Origin of the sequence: Comamonas odontotermitis, assembly GCF_040396735.1 — a bacterium.
In the GTDB taxonomy this organism is placed as follows: domain Bacteria; phylum Pseudomonadota; class Gammaproteobacteria; order Burkholderiales; family Burkholderiaceae_C; genus Comamonas; species Comamonas odontotermitis_C.
Window position 1 is genome coordinate 1 of sequence record NZ_JBEBNZ010000010.1, and the last position, 16252, is coordinate 16252.

Annotated in this window: 15 protein-coding genes and 1 tRNA gene; 9 read left to right on the forward strand and 7 right to left on the reverse strand. The window is 61.0% G+C overall.

Annotated features, from left to right (window positions below; genetic code table 11):
* Window positions 1-106: 106 nt before the first annotated feature.
* From ACH2DG_RS10510 to ACH2DG_RS10525, 4 genes are all read left to right on the forward strand, one after another.
* Window positions 107-182, forward strand: a tRNA-Asn gene (locus ACH2DG_RS10510).
* Window positions 183-316: 134 nt separating this feature from the next.
* A complete protein-coding gene (gene aat / locus ACH2DG_RS10515; protein WP_395025984.1) occupies window positions 317-1105 on the forward strand; it encodes a leucyl/phenylalanyl-tRNA--protein transferase in 789 nt (262 codons plus the stop codon).
* Window positions 1098-1859: an arginyltransferase gene (locus tag ACH2DG_RS10520; protein WP_395025985.1), complete on the forward strand. Its 762-nt coding sequence runs from the start codon at window positions 1098-1100 to the stop codon at window positions 1857-1859. The genes aat and ACH2DG_RS10520 overlap by 8 nt, the downstream gene beginning before the upstream one ends.
* A 63-nt stretch (window positions 1860-1922) precedes the next feature.
* Entirely contained in the window at window positions 1923-2720 is a 798-nt protein-coding gene (locus tag ACH2DG_RS10525) for an IclR family transcriptional regulator (protein ID WP_395025987.1), read from the forward strand.
* Between the two features lie 114 nt (window positions 2721-2834).
* On the opposite strand, the gene ACH2DG_RS10530 is transcribed toward ACH2DG_RS10525, so the two are convergent.
* The 7 genes from ACH2DG_RS10530 to ACH2DG_RS10560 all read right to left on the reverse strand — a co-directional run bounded on the left by ACH2DG_RS10530 (window position 2835) and on the right by ACH2DG_RS10560 (window position 12729).
* Window positions 2835-3950, reverse strand: a complete 1116-nt coding sequence (locus ACH2DG_RS10530; RefSeq protein WP_395025989.1) for a serine hydrolase — start codon at window positions 3948-3950, stop codon at window positions 2835-2837.
* Window positions 3951-4145: 195 nt separating this feature from the next.
* Window positions 4146-5684 (reverse strand): 2-isopropylmalate synthase, encoded by a 1539-nt coding sequence (locus ACH2DG_RS10535; RefSeq protein ID WP_395025991.1) that lies wholly within the window; start codon window positions 5682-5684, stop codon window positions 4146-4148.
* A gap of 119 nt (window positions 5685-5803) precedes the next feature.
* Window positions 5804-7543: a 2-isopropylmalate synthase gene (gene leuA / locus ACH2DG_RS10540; RefSeq protein ID WP_395025992.1), complete on the reverse strand. Its 1740-nt coding sequence runs from the start codon at window positions 7541-7543 to the stop codon at window positions 5804-5806.
* A gap of 223 nt (window positions 7544-7766) precedes the next feature.
* Entirely contained in the window at window positions 7767-8654 is an 888-nt protein-coding gene (gene pssA / locus ACH2DG_RS10545; RefSeq protein ID WP_224149521.1) for a CDP-diacylglycerol--serine O-phosphatidyltransferase, read from the reverse strand.
* A 276-nt stretch (window positions 8655-8930) separates the two neighbouring features.
* A complete protein-coding gene (ilvC, locus tag ACH2DG_RS10550) occupies window positions 8931-9947 on the reverse strand; it encodes a ketol-acid reductoisomerase (RefSeq protein ID WP_224149522.1) in 1017 nt (338 codons plus the stop codon).
* 354 nt (window positions 9948-10301) lie between these two features.
* Window positions 10302-10793 carry an acetolactate synthase small subunit gene (gene ilvN / locus ACH2DG_RS10555; RefSeq protein ID WP_184707821.1) on the reverse strand — a complete coding sequence of 164 codons (492 nt, stop codon included), beginning with the start codon at window positions 10791-10793 and terminating at the stop codon, window positions 10302-10304.
* Window positions 10794-10935: 142 nt separating this feature from the next.
* A complete protein-coding gene (locus tag ACH2DG_RS10560; RefSeq protein ID WP_184707819.1) occupies window positions 10936-12729 on the reverse strand; it encodes an acetolactate synthase 3 catalytic subunit in 1794 nt (597 codons plus the stop codon).
* A 308-nt stretch (window positions 12730-13037) separates the two neighbouring features.
* Here ACH2DG_RS10560 and ACH2DG_RS10565 point away from each other — a divergent pair, with 308 nt between their 5' ends.
* The 5 genes from ACH2DG_RS10565 to ACH2DG_RS10585 all read left to right on the forward strand — a co-directional run bounded on the left by ACH2DG_RS10565 (window position 13038) and on the right by ACH2DG_RS10585 (window position 16252).
* Window positions 13038-13604, forward strand: a complete 567-nt coding sequence (locus ACH2DG_RS10565) for an RNA polymerase sigma factor (protein WP_224149524.1) — start codon at window positions 13038-13040, stop codon at window positions 13602-13604.
* Window positions 13601-14050 (forward strand): DUF3619 family protein, encoded by a 450-nt coding sequence (locus ACH2DG_RS10570; RefSeq protein WP_395025995.1) that lies wholly within the window; start codon window positions 13601-13603, stop codon window positions 14048-14050. Before ACH2DG_RS10565 ends, ACH2DG_RS10570 begins: the two co-directional genes overlap by 4 nt.
* Window positions 14047-14982 carry a DUF3106 domain-containing protein gene (locus tag ACH2DG_RS10575; RefSeq protein ID WP_395025997.1) on the forward strand — a complete coding sequence of 312 codons (936 nt, stop codon included), beginning with the start codon at window positions 14047-14049 and terminating at the stop codon, window positions 14980-14982. Before ACH2DG_RS10570 ends, ACH2DG_RS10575 begins: the two co-directional genes overlap by 4 nt.
* Before the next feature lie 10 nt (window positions 14983-14992).
* Window positions 14993-15541, forward strand: a complete 549-nt coding sequence (locus ACH2DG_RS10580; protein WP_395025999.1) for an RDD family protein — start codon at window positions 14993-14995, stop codon at window positions 15539-15541.
* Window positions 15542-15778: 237 nt separating this feature from the next.
* Window positions 15779-16252, forward strand: a complete 474-nt coding sequence (locus ACH2DG_RS10585; RefSeq protein WP_395026001.1) for a diacylglycerol kinase — start codon at window positions 15779-15781, stop codon at window positions 16250-16252.

Here is a 16252-nt window from a genome sequence, read left to right on the forward strand (position 1 = left end):
CGCCGGACTGTTAATCCGTAGGTCCCTGGTTCGAGCCCAGGTTGAGGAGCCAAGACAGGGCACCTTGCAATTGCACAAGGCTGCCGCCAAAAATTTGCACCGATATTCCTCAATAGCTCAGTTGGTAGAGCGCCGGACTGTTAATCCGTAGGTCCCTGGTTCGAGCCCAGGTTGAGGAGCCAGATCAGAACCCATATGCCATGGCATATGGGTTTTTTCTTTGTGGGCTGCGCCATTCAAAGCCAATCCAGGGCTGTAGCCGGAGCCCATTTCCCGCACAATGCAGTGAGATTTTTTTCATCGAGAGACTGCCAACGTGCCGCGCCCCCTGCCGCCACTGCCCTGGCTGGAGCCAGACGACCCCTTCCCCCCGGTGGAGCAAGCCTGGGGAGCCAACACCCCCCATCCCGGCCTGCTCGCCGCCGGCGGCAGGCTCGACAGCCGCCACCTGCAGCGCGCCTACCGGCATGGCATCTTTCCCTGGTTCAGCGGAGATTCCCCGATCCTCTGGTGGTCCACCGATCCGCGCATGGTGCTGCAGCCCGCGCACTTCCGCCTGCACCGCTCGCTCAGGCAGGCCATCCGCAAGGCCGTGGCAACGCCAGGTTTTGCGCTGCGCATAGACAGCGATTTCCCGGCAGTGATTCGCGCCTGCAGCCAGATCAGCCGCGACGGGCAGGACGGCACCTGGATCGTGGACGATATCCAGGCCGCCTACACCCAGCTCCACCGCGACGGCTTTGCGCACAGCGTTGAGGTGTGGATGCATGGAGAGCTGGTGGCAGGGCTGTACTGCGTGGCCATGGGCCGCGCCGTATTTGGCGAATCCATGTTCACCACCATCAGCAATGGCTCCAAGATTGCCCTTGCCGCGCTGGTGGCGCTGTGCCGGCGCGAAGGTGTGACAATGATCGATTGCCAGCAGAACACCGGCCATCTGGCCTTCATGGGAGCAGCCGAAATCCCCCGCGCGCAATTCGTGACCCACGTCGCAGAGCAGACGCAGCAGCCTGCAATGCACTGGGAGTTTGCAGCAAGCGATTGGGCTGACATAATCCCACTATCTGAAACGACATTTCCACATACGGCACATACGGATGAGTAGGCTCAACGAACTTCCGTTGCATTCCCTGCAGTTCTATGCAACGGCACCCTACCCATGCAGCTACCTGAGCGAGCGCATGGCGCGCTCGCAGGTGGCCACGCCCAGCCATGCGATTCAGAACGATGTGTACTCGGAGCTGATCCAGCAGGGCTTTCGCCGCAGCGGCCTGTTCACCTACCGCCCCTACTGCGACGGCTGCCAGGCCTGCGTGCCGCTGCGCGTAGCGGCGCTTGATTTCAAGCCCAAGCGCCACCAGCGCCGCGCCCTCAAACAGCACCAGAGTCTTGAAGTTCGCGTACTCCCCCTGGGCTTTCTGCGCGAACACTACGAGCTGTACCTGCGCTACCAGGCTGCACGCCACACGGGCGGCGGCATGGACGAGGACAGTGTCGAGCAGTACTCGCAGTTCATGCTGCAAAGCCGCGTCAACAGCCGCCTGGTGGAGTTTCGCGCGCCCGGGGCCGAACCCCAGCAGCCCGGCGCGCTCAAGATGGTGTCGATCATCGACATCCTCAACGACGGGCTCTCCGCCGTCTATACCTTCTACGAACCCGAACCCCACACCAGCTACGGCACCTACAACGTGCTGTGGCAGATCGCACAGTGCCGCACCATGGGCCTGCCCTATCTCTACCTGGGCTACTGGATCGAGGAAAGCCGCAAGATGCAATACAAGGCCGACTACCAGCCCTATGAGGTCTATGTGGACCAGCGCTGGCAACCTGCCCGTTTTGCTATACATTCTGCAGCTTGATGCGCCTGTCCATCAGGCGCCGCATTCTATTTTTGCCTTTGCCCTTACACCGCCATCCGACGCATGACCAAACCACAACACGACACCGCCGCCAAACCCAGCGTGCAAGTGCTAGAGCGCATGTTCACACTGCTGGATGTACTCGCCTCGCGCGAGGAGGCAGTGTCGCTGAAAGAGCTGAGCGAAATCACCGGCCTGCACCCATCCACCACACACCGCATCCTCAATGACCTGACCATCGGCCGCTTTGTGGACCGGCCCGAATCGGGCAGCTACCGCCTGGGCATGCGCCTCTTGGAGTTGGGCAACCTTGTGAAAGCCCGCATCAACGTGCGCGAAGTGGCCCTGCTGCCGATGCGCCGCCTGCATCTGGCCACGCAGCAGGCCATCAACCTGAGCATGCGCCAGGGCGACGAGATCGTGTATGTGGAGCGCAGCTTTTCCGAGCGTTCGGGCATGCAGGTGGTGCGCGCCATTGGCGGCCATGCACCGCTGCACCTCACCTCCACCGGCAAGCTCTTTCTCGCAGCAGAAGAGCCCGAGCGCGTTCGCGCCTACGCCATGCGCACGGGCCTGGCTGGCAATACCAAGAACAGCATCACCAATCTGGCCGTGCTGGAGCGCGAGCTCTCCAAAACCCGTCAATATGGCCTCGCGCGAGACAACGAGGAGCTGGAACTGGGCGTGCGCTGCATGGCCGCAGGCATTTACGACGACCAGGGCCGCCTGGTTGCCGGCCTGTCGGTCTCAGCTCCTGCAGACCGGCTGGACGACAACTGGACGAGCAAGCTGCAGTCCACTGCCACCGAAATCTCTGCCGCGCTGGGCTTCGAAGAGCGCAAATCGGCGGGGACCCCCTGAATCTCCGGCTCCACCTCTCTCGTCCTCTCCATAAAAAAAACCTGCCAGTGGCAGGTTTTTTTTTTGGGCAGCGGATTGCCGGCGTAGAGTCAACCCATGGGCAGCCCGCAGCAATCAGTGCTTGGCCAGCAGTCGCCCGCCCGAGCCTTCCACCCAGTGGCGCACGCGCTCGGCATCCGCCAGCCGGCTGAAGCGGCCTGCCGAATCCAGGAACACCATGATCAGCTTGCGGCCGGACACCTGGGCCTGCAGCACCAGGCAGCGGCCCGCTTCCGAGATGTAGCCCGTCTTTTGCAGGCCGATGTTCCAATCCGGGTTATGAACCAGGCGGTTGGTATTGTTGAACTGCACGGTGCGCGCACCCACTTCTACCTGGTACGAGGGCGAGGTGGTCAGCTCGCGCAGCAAGGGATCGGAGTGCGCCACATTCACCAGGGTCGCCAGATCATGCGCGCTGGACTGGTTGGAACTGGACAGCCCGGTAGGCTCCACATAGCGGGTATCGGCCATGCCCAGCATCTTGGCCTTCATGTTCATCTGGCCCACGAACGTTGGCATGCCGCCAGGGAACGTGCGGCCCAGTGCATGGGCAGCGCGGTTTTCGCTGGACATCAGCGCCAGATGCAGCAACTCGCCGCGCATCAAGGTGGTGCCGACGCGCAGGCGCGAGCTGCTGTGCTTTTCGGTATCCACATCGTCCTGCGTGATGGTGATCTCTTCATCCATCGGCAAATTGGCCTGAGAAATGATCAGACCCGTCATCAACTTGGTGAGCGATGCAATCGGCAGCACCGCATGGTCGTTCTTGGACAGCAGCACTTCATGCGTGTCCTGGTCCAGCACCAGCGCTACGCTGGACTTGAGCGCCAATGGGTCCATGACATCGTGCAGTCCGGCCATCTGGCCGAAGGACTGGCGAGCTGGAGCAGCTTCCACCGCCACCAGTGCCGCCGCGGCTGCCGCTGCAGCGCGCGCATGGCGCCTGCCACCCTTGTCTGCCTTCTCGGCCTTGCCAGCCTTGGCTACTACCGTCTTGCCCTTGGCACCCTTGCCCGTCGACTTGTCTGCTACCTTTTTGGAAGCGCCCTTGGAGGCAACGGCCTCCTTGTGCGCGCGGCCATTGCGCTCACCCTTTTGGACAGCAGCAGCCTGCTTCTTGCCGGCCTTGGCTTCGACATGGGCCTTGGCTCGGACGGCCTTCTTTTTGGTAGCGGCATAGGCATGTGGCATGCCGATGCCAATTGCCAACGCACAGATTGCAAAAATGTGTGAAAAACGACGCAAAACACTGCGGTTGGATGGCGCCATTATTCTGCTCCCTACAAAAACGATAGCTGAGGATGAAACTCGAAATTTAAAAAGTCGCGCAATTTCATTAACTTACGCGACTCTTCAATTATTTAAGTGAAATTATATTCCGAAGCCTCATCCTTGTGCAGCTACCTTCTCTGTAGGATTTTGTAACTTATTGAGCGCAGCGATGTAAGCTTTCGCTGACGCGACCACGATATCGGGGTCGGCGCCCACGCCATTGACGATACGGCCGCCCTGCTGCAAGCGCACGGTCACCTCGCCCTGACTCTCGGTGGAACCACTGATGGCGTTGACCGCATAGAGCACCATTTCGGCGCCGCTCTTGGCCTGCGACTCGATGGCCTTCATCGAGGCATCCACCGGGCCGTTGCCCGTGGATTCACCCTTGACTTCCTTGCCATGGGCCATCAGCACCACGGTCGCCTTGGGCTGCTCACCGGTCTCGCTTGCCTGCGCCAACGAGACGAAGCGGAAGGCTTCGGAGTTGCCCTGTGCACCTTCGGTGTTGACCAGCGCGAGGATGTCCTCGTCGAAGATTTCACTCTTGCGGTCAGCCAAGTCCTTGAAGCGGGCAAAGGCAGCATTGATGTCGCTCTCGCTCTCCATCACCACGCCCAACTCCTGCAGGCGCTGCTTGAAGGCATTGCGGCCCGACAGCTTGCCCAGCACGATCTTGTTGGCGCTCCAGCCCACGTCTTCCGCACGCATGATTTCGTAGGTGTCGCGTGCCTTCAGAACGCCATCCTGGTGAATACCGGAAGCGTGGGCAAACGCATTGGCGCCCACCACGGCCTTGTTGGGCTGCACGACGAAGCCGGTAGTCTGGCTGACCATCTTGCTGGCAGCAACAATATGTTGCGTGTCGATATTGACATCCAGGCCAAAGTAGTCCCTGCGCGTCTTGACGGCCATCACCACTTCTTCAAGCGAGCAATTGCCCGCGCGCTCGCCCAGGCCATTGATGGTGCATTCCACCTGGCGCGCGCCGCCAATCTTGACACCGGCGAGCGAGTTGGCCACGGCCATGCCCAGGTCATTGTGGCAATGCACCGACCAGACGGCCTTGTCGCTGTTGGGAATGCGCTCGCGCAGGTTCTTGATGAAGTTGCCGTACAGCTCGGGAATGGCATAGCCCACGGTGTCAGGCACATTGATGGTGGTGGCGCCTTCGGCAATCACAGCCTCAATCACGCGGCAGAGAAAATCCGGGTCGCTGCGGTAACCGTCTTCCGGGCTGAATTCGATATCGCCCACCAGATTGCGGGCAAAGCGCACCGACATCTTGGCCTGCTCGAACACCTCGTCGGGCGACATGCGCAGCTTTTTCTCCATGTGCAGCGGGCTGGTTGCAATGAAGGTGTGGATACGCGCGCGGTTGGCGGGCTTGAGCGCCTCTGCAGCGCGGGCGATGTCACGATCGTTGGCGCGGGCCAGCGAGCACACGGTGGAATCCTTGATGATCGACGCAATGCTCTGCACGCAATCGAAATCACCATTGGAGCTGGCTGCAAAGCCCGCCTCGATCACATCCACCTTCAGGCGCTCGAGCTGGCGGGCAATACGCAGCTTCTCGTCCTTGGTCATCGACGCGCCTGGCGACTGTTCGCCGTCACGCAAGGTGGTGTCAAAAATAATCAGTTGATCGCTCATCGTGTTCTCCATGGCATGGGTTTGCAGGCAGCGCTTGTGGCGCCACCTCTGTTATTCAATGCGCAGCACGCCCGCAGCCGGGCTCAACCTGACAGTGTACGTGCTTTGCCTGCATTTGCTTACGCGGCAACCGTGTCGCCCGCTGGCGTATTCACACGGGTGACAGCGCCGCTGCGCGCCAGCGCGCTCATCACGGCGCGGAAGGCCGCCTGGGTGATGTTGCTGTCCATGCCTGCGCCGTACAGGGTCTGGCTCTCATTCACCCGCAGCTCCACGTAGGCTGCAGCCTTGGCGTTGGCGCCATTTTGGCCTCCTGCGCCCACTCCGAAAGCGCCATCAGCTACGGAATGCATAGCATGCTCGCTGTAATCCAGCACCCGCACCGGCACGCCGGTAGCGCTGCTGATGGCGTGGACAAAGGCGTCGATGGGGCCATTGCCTTGTCCTTGCACCGCAATGGAGTGGCCTGCGACCTGCACCCTGCCAGACACCCGAACCTCGCCATCGTTGCTGCCTGCAGGCTCCACGCGGCACTGGGCGACGGCATAGTTGGCGTCGAGCTGGTATTCGCGCTCGAAGATCTGCCACAGGTCCGGCGCCGTGAATTCAGTGCCCGCCACATCCATGGCGCGCTGCACCACCTGGCTGAACTCGATCTGCAGGCGGCGCGGCATGGTGAGGCCGTATTCCTCTTCGAGCAGATACGAGATACCGCCCTTGCCCGATTGGCTGTTGACGCGGATCACCGCCTCGTAGCTGCGCCCCAGGTCCTTGGGGTCAATTGGCAGGTACGGCATCTCCCACACATCGCCTTCGTTGCGCGCTGCAAAGGCTTTCTTGATGGCGTCCTGGTGCGAGCCGGAGAACGAGGTGTAGACCAGATCACCTGCATAGGGATGGCGGGCTGGCACTGGCAACTGGTTGCAGTGTTCGACCTCGGCACGGATCGCGTCGATGTCCGAGAAATCGAGCCCGGGCGACACGCCCTGCACATACATGTTGAGCGCCACGTTGACGATGTCGAGGTTGCCGGTGCGTTCGCCATTGCCGAACAGGCACCCTTCCACACGGTGGGCGCCCGCCAGCAGCGCCATCTCGGCGCTGGCGGTGCCGGTGCCACGGTCGTTGTGCGGGTGCACGGACACTACGACTTCCGGGCGACCCTTGAAGTGGCGCACCATCCACTCAATCTGGTCTGCAAACACATTGGGGGTGGTGTTTTCCACCGTGGTGGGCAGGTTCAAAATGATCTCGCGGCCCGCCCCCCAGGCGGCGATCGCGGTTTCGCAGGCCTGCAGCGACACATCCAGCTCTGCCAGCGAGAAAGTCTCGGGCGAGTACTGCAAGATCCACTCGGTGCCGGGCCGGGCGTCGGCCAAGGCCTTCAGGTGGGCCACCTGCGATTGCACGAGCTCCATCACCTCGGGCACGCTCATGCCAAATACCACCTTGCGCCACACCGGAGCCACCGCGTTGTAGATGTGAACGATGGCGCGCGGAGCGCCTTGCAGGGCTTCGACGGTGCGGGTGATGAGCTCGGGGCGGGCCGGAGTCATGACCTGGATCGTCACATCGGCGGGAATCCGTTTTTCCTCGATCAACTGGCGCACGAAATCGAATTCGATCTGCGACGAGGCGGGAAAGCCGACTTCGATCTCCTTGAAGCCGATCTTGACCAGCATGTCGAACATCCGCAGCTTGCGCGCCAGATCCATGGGCTCGATCAGGGCCTGGTTGCCGTCGCGCAGATCGGTGGACAGCCAGATGGGCGCCTGGGTGATCTGGGCATCGGGCCAGGTGCGATCCTGCAACTGAATGGTTGGAAAGGCGCGGTACTTGCTGGCGGGGTTCTTCAACATGGTTGTCTGGTCTTTCTCATCGAAACAAAAAGTTCGGGGGGTGGAAACCAGCAACCTGCAAAAACAGAATCGGCCCGTTGCTGGTGCAAACGGGCCGATGGATGTAGGGTGAAAACTGTGCGCGCTACTCTACCTGCCCGTTGGACATTAGTAGTAGAGCTAGGGACAGGTTTTGCATGTGGGCTACTCTAACACAGGTTTTTCGGCCTGTGCAACAGATTCTTCAATCGTGGTGCAGGCCACGCTCGTCGGGCTCGTCGGTTGAGGTGGCCACAATCGAGACCTGCTGGCCCTTGGCGCGGCGCCATGCATAGATGATGTAGCCCGAGACGGAGTAGGCCACGAAGATGAGGAACAGCATGGTTGCCGGCTCAATACTCACCAGCGCCAGCACCAGCACCACCACCACGAGCGAGATGAACGGCACGCTTTTCGCCATGCCCGCGTCCTTGAAGCTGTAGTACGGGATGTTCGTCACCATTGTCAGCCCCGCAAACAGGGTGATGGCGAACATGATCCACGACAGGTCTTCACGGCTCGCCGGGTGGCCGCCGAACAAGGCAATCACCTCGCCAAAGATCGGCACATCGCGGTGCGACACCAACAGCGCGCTGGTCAGCCAGATGAAGCCCGCCACCAGGGCCGCCGCCGCTGGCGAAGGCATGCCCTGGAAGTAACGCTTGTCCACCACGCCCGTATTGACGTTGAAGCGCGCCAGGCGCAGCGCAGCGCACGAGCAGTAGACGAATGCCGCAATCCAGCCCCAGCGGCCCAGCGGGCGCAGTGCCCATTCGTAGGCGATGAGCGCTGGCGCCGCGCCAAAGGACACCATGTCCGAGAGCGAATCCATCTGCTCGCCAAAGGCGCTCTGGGTGTGCGTCATGCGGGCCACGCGGCCGTCGAGGCTGTCGAGCACCATGGCGCAGAACACGCCCACGGCAGCGGCTTCAAAGCGGCCGTTCATGGCCATCACAATGGCGTAGAACCCGCCAAACAGCGCCGCCAGGGTGAAGGAGTTGGGCAGCACATAAATGCCTTTGCGCCACCTGCGTTGCGCAGCGGCCGGGCCTTCTGCGCCCTGCCTGGGCTTGGTTTCGTTGTTATCCAGCATTCAATTGAACTCCAGCGCTTGCTACAACAGCGCAATCAGCTATTACTTTTATAGTTCTCAACAAGGCCAGCGCCTTGTAAAGCAAGGCCCACAGTGTACCTTTACCGGTATGGCTTCCGGCCCAGAAAAACACCGCGCCAGCGTATGCGCAGGCAAGAGACCTGCCGCCAGAGAGCGCTTTCGCGCCCACCCGGCCCCGCAACAAAAAAGGACTGCCGAAGCAGTCCTTTGGGAGCACTGGCTGCAGCCGCCTGCGCGGCCGAAGCCATACACCGATCAGTTACGGGTCTGATCCACCAGCTTGTTCTTGGCGATCCAGGGCATCATCGCACGCAGCTGGCCACCCACCTTTTCGATCTGGTGATCGGCGGTGTTGCGGCGGCGGGCGGTCATGCTGGGGTAGCCCAGGCGGCCTTCCGAGATGAACATCTTGGCGTATTCGCCGTCCTGAATGCGCTTCAAGGCATTGCGCATGGCCTTGCGCGATTCTTCGTTGATCACTTCAGGGCCGGTCACGTATTCGCCATACTCGGCGTTGTTGGACACCGAGTAGTTCATGTTGGCGATACCACCTTCGTAGATCAGGTCCACGATCAGCTTGAGCTCGTGCAGGCACTCGAAGTAGGCCATTTCAGGCGCGTAGCCGGCTTCCACCAGGGTTTCGAAGCCCATCTTCACCAGTTCAACCGCGCCGCCGCACAGCACGGCCTGCTCGCCGAACAGGTCGGTCTCGGTTTCTTCCTTGAAGTCGGTTTCGATGATGCCGGCCTTGCCGCCACCGTTGGCCATGGCGTACGACAGTGCCAGGTCACGGGCCTTGCCGGACTTGTCCTGGTGCACAGCGATCAGGTGGGGCACGCCGCCGCCCTGGGTGTAGGTGTTGCGCACAGTGTGGCCAGGGGCCTTGGGAGCGACCATCCACACGTCCAGATCCGCGCGGGGCACGACCTGGTTGTAGTGCACGTTGAAGCCGTGGGCGAACACCAGCGAAGCGCCTTGCTTGATGTTGTCCTTGACGTTTTCGGTGTAGACCTTGGCGATGTCTTCGTCAGGCAGCAGGATCATGACCACGTCAGCAGCCTTGACCGCATCATTGACTTCCATCACGGTCAGGCCGGCCTTTTCGGCCTTGGGCCACGAAGCGCCGCCCTTGCGCAGGCCGACGATGACCTTCACGCCGCTGTCGTTCAGGTTCTGTGCGTGGGCGTGGCCTTGCGAGCCGTAGCCGATGATGGCGACAGTCTTGCCCTTGATGAGGGACAGATCACAATCCTTGTCGTAAAAAACTTTCATGGTTCGCTCCGTTGGTATCAGTCAAAAAATCAGAAATTCAAACAAACACTTGTCAAGAATCTGCATCGTCAGGGGGCCTTGCGGTGTTTCCTGAAGCCAGCAAATAAGCTCCCGCTACAAAAGCGCCCAATCCTACTATGAGTACTAGCCAGGGGTTGGTACGCTGCGAAGCGTTTTCGTCGGGCTCGCCAGCGGCGCCATCACACAAACGTTGTTGCGTGAAAAGGTCTTGGTACAAGCTGCAATCCGGGTCATCCGTCTGCACCCATGCCACCACCAGCACAAGCCCCACCAGCAACAACCCCATGCCCGCAATCTGGCGGGAATGGCGCCGCAGCCGGTGCCACCAGCGCATTACACGCGCAAGATGCGTTCGCCACGACCGATGCCGCTGGCACCGGTGCGGACGGTTTCGAGAATGGCCGAGCGGTCAATCGCGCTGAGGAACGCATCGTTCTTCGATTGATCGCCGGTCATCTCGATGGTGTAGCTCTTCTCGGTCACGTCGATGATGCGGCCGCGGAAGATATCCGCCATGCGCTTCATCTCCTCGCGCTCCTTGCCCACAGCGCGCACCTTCACCATCATGAGCTCGCGCTCGGTGTAGGCGCCCTCGGTCAGGTCAACCACCTTCACCACCTCGATCAGGCGGTTGAGGTGCTTGGTGATCTGCTCGATCACGTCGTCCGAGCCCGCCGTGGTGATTGTCATGCGCGAGAGCGATGCATCTTCGGTCGGCGCCACGGTGAGCGACTCGATGTTGTAGCCACGGGCCGAGAACAGGCCCACCACGCGCGACAAGGCGCCTGGTTCGTTCTCCAGGAGAACCGCAATGATGTGTTTCATGGGATGAGATTCCTCTTTTCGCTGCCCTCCCCCTGCACCGGTAAGTGCAGGGCTCGGCAGTCAATAGATTCGTCAATAAGGGATTTGCTATGAAAAAATGAGCAGACGACGCACTATGGGTACGCGCCAATATGCCAATTTCCTATAGATCTTCAGCGCCCAGCAGCATTTCGGTAATGCCCTTACCGGCCTGCACCATGGGGAAGACGTTTTCCGTCGGGTCCGTGCGGAAATCGATGAACACGCTCTTGCGCTCTTCACGCGCAATGCGGCGTGCTTCGCGCAGGGCGGGCTCCACGTCCTCGGGCTTTTCGACCAGGATGCCGGCGTGACCAAAGGCCTCGGCCAGCTTCACGAAGTCGGGCAGCGAATCCATGTAACTGTGGCTGTAGCGACCGGAGTATTCGATCTCCTGCCACTGGCGCACCATGCCCAGGAAACGGTTGTTGAGCGCGCAGATGATGATCGGCGTCTCGTACTGGCGGCAGGTGGCCAGCTCCTGGATGTTCATCTGCACCGAGCCTTCGCCGGTGATGCAGAACACCTCGGCATCGGGCTTGGCCAGCTTGATGCCCATCGCATAGGGAATGCCCACACCCATGGTGCCCAGCCCGCCCGAGTTGATCCAGCGGCGCGACTCCTCAAAACGGTAGTACTGCGCAGCCCACATCTGGTGCTGGCCCACATCGGAGGTGATGTAGCAGTCCGCGTCCCGGGTCATGTTCCACAGGGTTTCGACCACATACTGCGGCTTGATCACTTCCTTGTTGTCGCGGTCGTAGCGCAGGCAGTCGCGGCTGCGCCAGCCTTCAATCGTCTTCCACCAGGCTTCCAGCGCGGCGGCATCGGGCTTGGTCTGGGCTTCGCGGACCATGGCGATCAGCTCGGTCAGCACTTCCTTGCAGTCGCCCACAATTGGCACATCAACCTTGACGCGCTTGGAAATGGACGATGGATCGATGTCGATATGGATGATCTTGCGGTCGGCCACCGACATGAAGTGCTTGGGATTGCCAATCACGCGATCATCAAAGCGCGCACCCACGGCCAGCAGCACATCGCAGTTCTGCATGGTGTTGTTGGCTTCGATCGTGCCGTGCATGCCCAGCATGCCCAGGTATTTCTTGTCGCTGGCCGGATAGGCGCCCAGCCCCAACAGGGTGTGGGTGACCGGGTAGCCCAGCAAGTCGACGAGCGTGCGCAACTCCTGCTCGGCACCGCTCAGCAGCACGCCGCCGCCGGTATAGATATAGGGGCGCTTGGCAGCCAGCAGCAACTGCAGCGCCTTGCGAATCTGGCCGCTGTGGCCCTTCTTGACCGGGTTGTACGAGCGCATTTCCACGGTCTGTGGATAGCCGCTGTACGCCACCTTCTTGAAGGACACATCCTTGGGAATATCGACCACCACCGGGCCTGGACGGCCGGTACGGGCGATGTGGAAGGCCTTCTTCATCGTCATCGCCAGATCGCGCACATCCTTCACGAGGAAGTTGTGCTTGACGATGGGACGGGTGATACCGACGGTGTCGCATTCCTGGAACGCATCGGAGCCGATGGCCGTGGTCGAGGTCTGCCCCGAGATCACCACGATGGGAATGCTGTCGGTATAGGCGGTGGCAATGCCGGTCACCGCGTTGGTCAGGCCAGGGCCGGATGTGACCAGCGCCACCCCCACTTCGCCCGTGGCCCGTGCATAGCCGTCAGCGGCGTGCACGGCAGCCTGCTCGTGGCGAACCAATACGTGGTTGATGGTGTCTTGTTTGTAGAGCGCGTCGTAGATGTACAGAACGGCGCCGCCTGGGTATCCCCACAGCTGCTGAACGCCTTCTGCCTGCAGTGCCTTGACCAGCACTTCGGCGCCCATGAGATCTTGTGCTTTTTGTGCGGACTGATTGGCCGCTTGTGCCGAGTTTTGTTCGGCCTTGGACATTTCCATGATCAACCTTTGCGAATTTCTCTAACGAAAAACCTCTGGTGCCCCTTGCCCAGCTCTTGTGGAGCCTGCTTGGAACTTGAGGCCAACGGACATGGGCGAGATGCTTGCGACGCCGGACCGTGACCCTTTTGCCTTGATGTGACTTAAAAACATTATCGCACTGCAACATTGGTTTGCGACAAAGCGCAGAAAAAAATTGCATACGATGCGATAATCTTCCGTTTAGCGCGGTGTTTTTTGCCACACGACAGGGTTTACCCAGGTATGAACCACCTGATTGCGCGAATAACCATGGTGTTGGGTACGATTTGGCAACAGAACGAGAACTGTCCGATTTTCTGAAAAGCGTTGAAAAGCGAGCTTTCAAGCGCTCGCTTTTTCATGTGCGCGACGAAGAAGCGGCCCTCGACATCGTGCAGGACAGCATGATGAAGCTGGCTGAACATTACGGCGACAAACCCATTACCGAGCTGCCCATGCTGTTCCAGCGTATCCTGTCCAACAGTACGCTGGACTGGTTTCGCCGCCAGAAGACCCGCAACGCGCTCTTTACCAATATGAGCGCCTTTGAAGGCCCTGACGACGAAGGCGGCGATTTCGACCTCCTGGAGACCTACAACGCCCAGCAGGGCGAGTCCGAACAGAGCGCCGAAGACCACACCAACCGCAAACAAACACTTGCATTGATAGAAAAAGAGATACAAGAGTTGCCCGCGCGTCAACGCGAAGCGTTTTTGATGCGTTATTGGGAAGAGATGGACATTGCAGAGACTGCAGCGGCCATGGGTTGCTCGGAAGGCAGCGTGAAAACCCATTGCTTCCGAGCCATCCAAACCTTGAGCAAAGTGCTCAAGGCCAAAGGAATCGTGCTATGAACCGCCCAAACACCGCCCAACAAGTTGCCCACGCCGAAATCTTCGCCCGCCGCGTCACCGCCCGGCTGAGCGAAGCCGAGGCCGATCTGGACTATGACATCACCGAGCGCCTGCGCGCTGCGCGTGAACAGGCACTGGCGCGTCGCAAGGTAGTAGCCACTCCGGCCATTGCCCGTCACCCCGAACAGGAATCTACCGCTGCGGCAGCCCCTTCCGGCAAACGCAACTGGTGGCGAGCGGTGGTGTCTGCGGTTCCCCTGAGCGCCATGGTAGCTGGCCTGACGTTCTTCAATGGCGTGCAGGCGGACGAAGGTGCCACCGAAATGGCCGAGTACGACGCCACCCTGTTGGCTGACGAATTGCCGCCAACCGCCTATACTGATCCTGGTTTTACCCAGTATCTGAAGATCGCTGCCCAACAAAAGCAGCCCACCGACAAGCATTGAGACACGATCACGACTTTGACGAGGTGGCCGCCAAGGCGCCCACCTCGTCCCTCTCCACTCTCGCAGCCAGCATTTTGCTGGCTGCTTTTGCTGTAACTGGTATCTACGCCAGCACCCAGGCCCGCAATGTATACGGTAGCGCGCCCAGCGATCTGGTAAGCGCCGGCGGCAACACCCGCACCGTTACACCACGTAACGAAGGCCCCAACTGGGACAGCCTTGATACCGACCAGCAGACCACCCTGGCACCCCTGCAGGAGCAATGGTCCTGGCTGACTGAGCAACAAAAGCGCCGCTGGCTCCTGATTGCCGACAGTTTTGACGACTTCTCGCCCGACGAGCAGTACCGCATCGGCGAACATATGAAGGAATGGGCCAAGTTCAGCCTGGTGGACCAGAGCCAGGCGCGCCTGAACTATTCCAACACCAGCAATCTGTCTGCCGAGGAAAAGCGCCAGCTCTGGGAGGATTACCAGGCCCTGAGCGCCCGCGAACGCAAGCGACTGGCCCAGGGCGGTGCCCTGCGCCCCGGAGGCGTTGCCCTGGCCCTGCGCCCCAACAGCAAGACCAGCGGGCGCCTGGTCAAGGTGCCGGCTGCGGCGGTCAACCCCAACCGCGCCAACCCGCCCAAGATTCTGCCGCCGCCCGAGATTCGCGTGCAGTCGCGCGGTGTGGTGACCCCTGTAGAAGTCGGCCCGCTGCAAGGCCCTTCTGCAAACCCCAACAACGTGCCTGGCCCAGGCGGCGTCAGCCCCACCAGCATCACGCCTCCCCCGGCGGCAGCCCCTGCGGCGGAGACCGCGCCGGTGCAGGTGCCTTCGCCAGTCACCTCATCGCCTCTGCCGCCCCTGGACAGCCGCCCGGCCCCGATTGCCCCCGCTGGCGAGCCACAGTCGCGCCTGGGCGATGGCCCGGTGCATCCGCCTGCCTGAGACTGGCACCATGCCTTCCTCACACGCCACCACTGCCCCCGATCAGCCTGCCGCAGCCCCCCTTTTGCAGGCACCCACCCTCCGAAGGCGCATGGCATGCTGGCTGTATGAAGGCATGCTGATGTTCGGCGTGGTCTTCATCTCGGGCTATCTCTACAGCACCCTGAGCCAGACCCGCAACGCGTTGGACAACCGCCATGGGCTGCAGTTGTTCCTTTTCATCATCTTTGGCATCTACTTTGTGTGGTTTTGGTACAAAGGCCAGACTCTGGCGATGAAGACCTGGCACATCCGTGTCGTGGATGCCATGGGCCAGCCGCTGAGCCAACGCCGTGCGCTCGTGCGCTATGCCTGCAGCTGGCTGTGGTTTCTGCCACCACTGGTGGCTACCCTACCGTTCCACCTTCCGGTGACAGAGGTTCTGGTGCTGCTGACAGGCTGGATCGCCGTCTGGGCCCTGGCCAGCCGCCTGCACCCGCAAAAACAGTTCTGGCACGACGCACTGGCTGGTACACGCCTGATCAGCAGCGAGCCCCCCGCGCCGCGCAACAAGGCCTGAGCGGGCAGGATTAGCGCGCCTGGACAGAAACCCATGTCCACCGCAAGGCTGTCATGCGCCACAGGCTATTTTTTTAATAGCAAATACAGGCATACTGTGAGCCCATTCCTGCATCGCCTCCCCGGCCTGCTGCAGTGCAATATGGTTATAGTGACGGCTTGTGCTGCCCCCTTCGCCTGGGCCACACGCAGATAGCCCGCACCCAGATTTCACCCCTGCTCACCATTGGCCCGCTCCATGACCGAACCGCTTGCACCACGCCCCCGGCAAGAATCCGCTCCGACGCAACAGGCTCCGCAAGCGCACCAGGACCCGGCCTCAGAGGCCTTTCTGCAGATCAATCCCCATAAGGCGCGAAGCGGCTTCAGCCGGTTGAAGCATGCAGCCGGTTATTCCCTGCAGGGCCTGCGCGCTGGCTGGGGGGAAAAGGCCTTCCGCATGGAAGCCTTGCTGACCCTGGTGCTGCTGCCTGCCGCCTGCTGGCTGGCACGGGATTGGCGCGAATGGGCGCTGCTGACCCTGCCCGTGTTTCTGGTGCTGATCACCGAACTGCTCAACAGCGCCATTGAAGCGGCCATTGACCGCTTTGGCCCCGAATGGCACCTGCTGTCCAAAAAGGCCAAGGACATGGGCAGTGCTGCCGTGTTTCTGGCCCTGGTATTGTGCGCCGCCGTATGGCTGGCGGCGCTGTATGAAAGATGGTTGAAATGA

Bases quoted from the DNA above. Each gene is read 5' to 3' on its own strand.
- ACH2DG_RS10520 (WP_395025985.1), top strand. From the start codon at position 1,098: ATGAGTAGGCTCAACGAACTTCCGTTGCATTCCCTGCAGTTCTATGCA.
- ACH2DG_RS10525 (WP_395025987.1), top strand. From the start codon at position 1,923: ATGACCAAACCACAACACGACACCGCCGCCAAACCCAGCGTGCAAGTG.
- ACH2DG_RS10530 (WP_395025989.1), bottom strand. From the start codon at position 3,950: ATGCCACATGCCTATGCCGCTACCAAAAAGAAGGCCGTCCGAGCCAAG.
- ACH2DG_RS10535 (WP_395025991.1), bottom strand. From the start codon at position 5,684: ATGAGCGATCAACTGATTATTTTTGACACCACCTTGCGTGACGGCGAA.
- leuA (WP_395025992.1), bottom strand. From the start codon at position 7,543: ATGTTGAAGAACCCCGCCAGCAAGTACCGCGCCTTTCCAACCATTCAG.
- pssA (WP_224149521.1), bottom strand. From the start codon at position 8,654: ATGCTGGATAACAACGAAACCAAGCCCAGGCAGGGCGCAGAAGGCCCG.
- ilvC (WP_224149522.1), bottom strand. From the start codon at position 9,947: ATGAAAGTTTTTTACGACAAGGATTGTGATCTGTCCCTCATCAAGGGC.
- ilvN (WP_184707821.1), bottom strand. From the start codon at position 10,793: ATGAAACACATCATTGCGGTTCTCCTGGAGAACGAACCAGGCGCCTTG.
- ACH2DG_RS10560 (WP_184707819.1), bottom strand. From the start codon at position 12,729: ATGGAAATGTCCAAGGCCGAACAAAACTCGGCACAAGCGGCCAATCAG.
- ACH2DG_RS10570 (WP_395025995.1), top strand. From the start codon at position 13,601: ATGAACCGCCCAAACACCGCCCAACAAGTTGCCCACGCCGAAATCTTC.
- ACH2DG_RS10580 (WP_395025999.1), top strand. From the start codon at position 14,993: ATGCCTTCCTCACACGCCACCACTGCCCCCGATCAGCCTGCCGCAGCC.
- ACH2DG_RS10585 (WP_395026001.1), top strand. From the start codon at position 15,779: ATGACCGAACCGCTTGCACCACGCCCCCGGCAAGAATCCGCTCCGACG.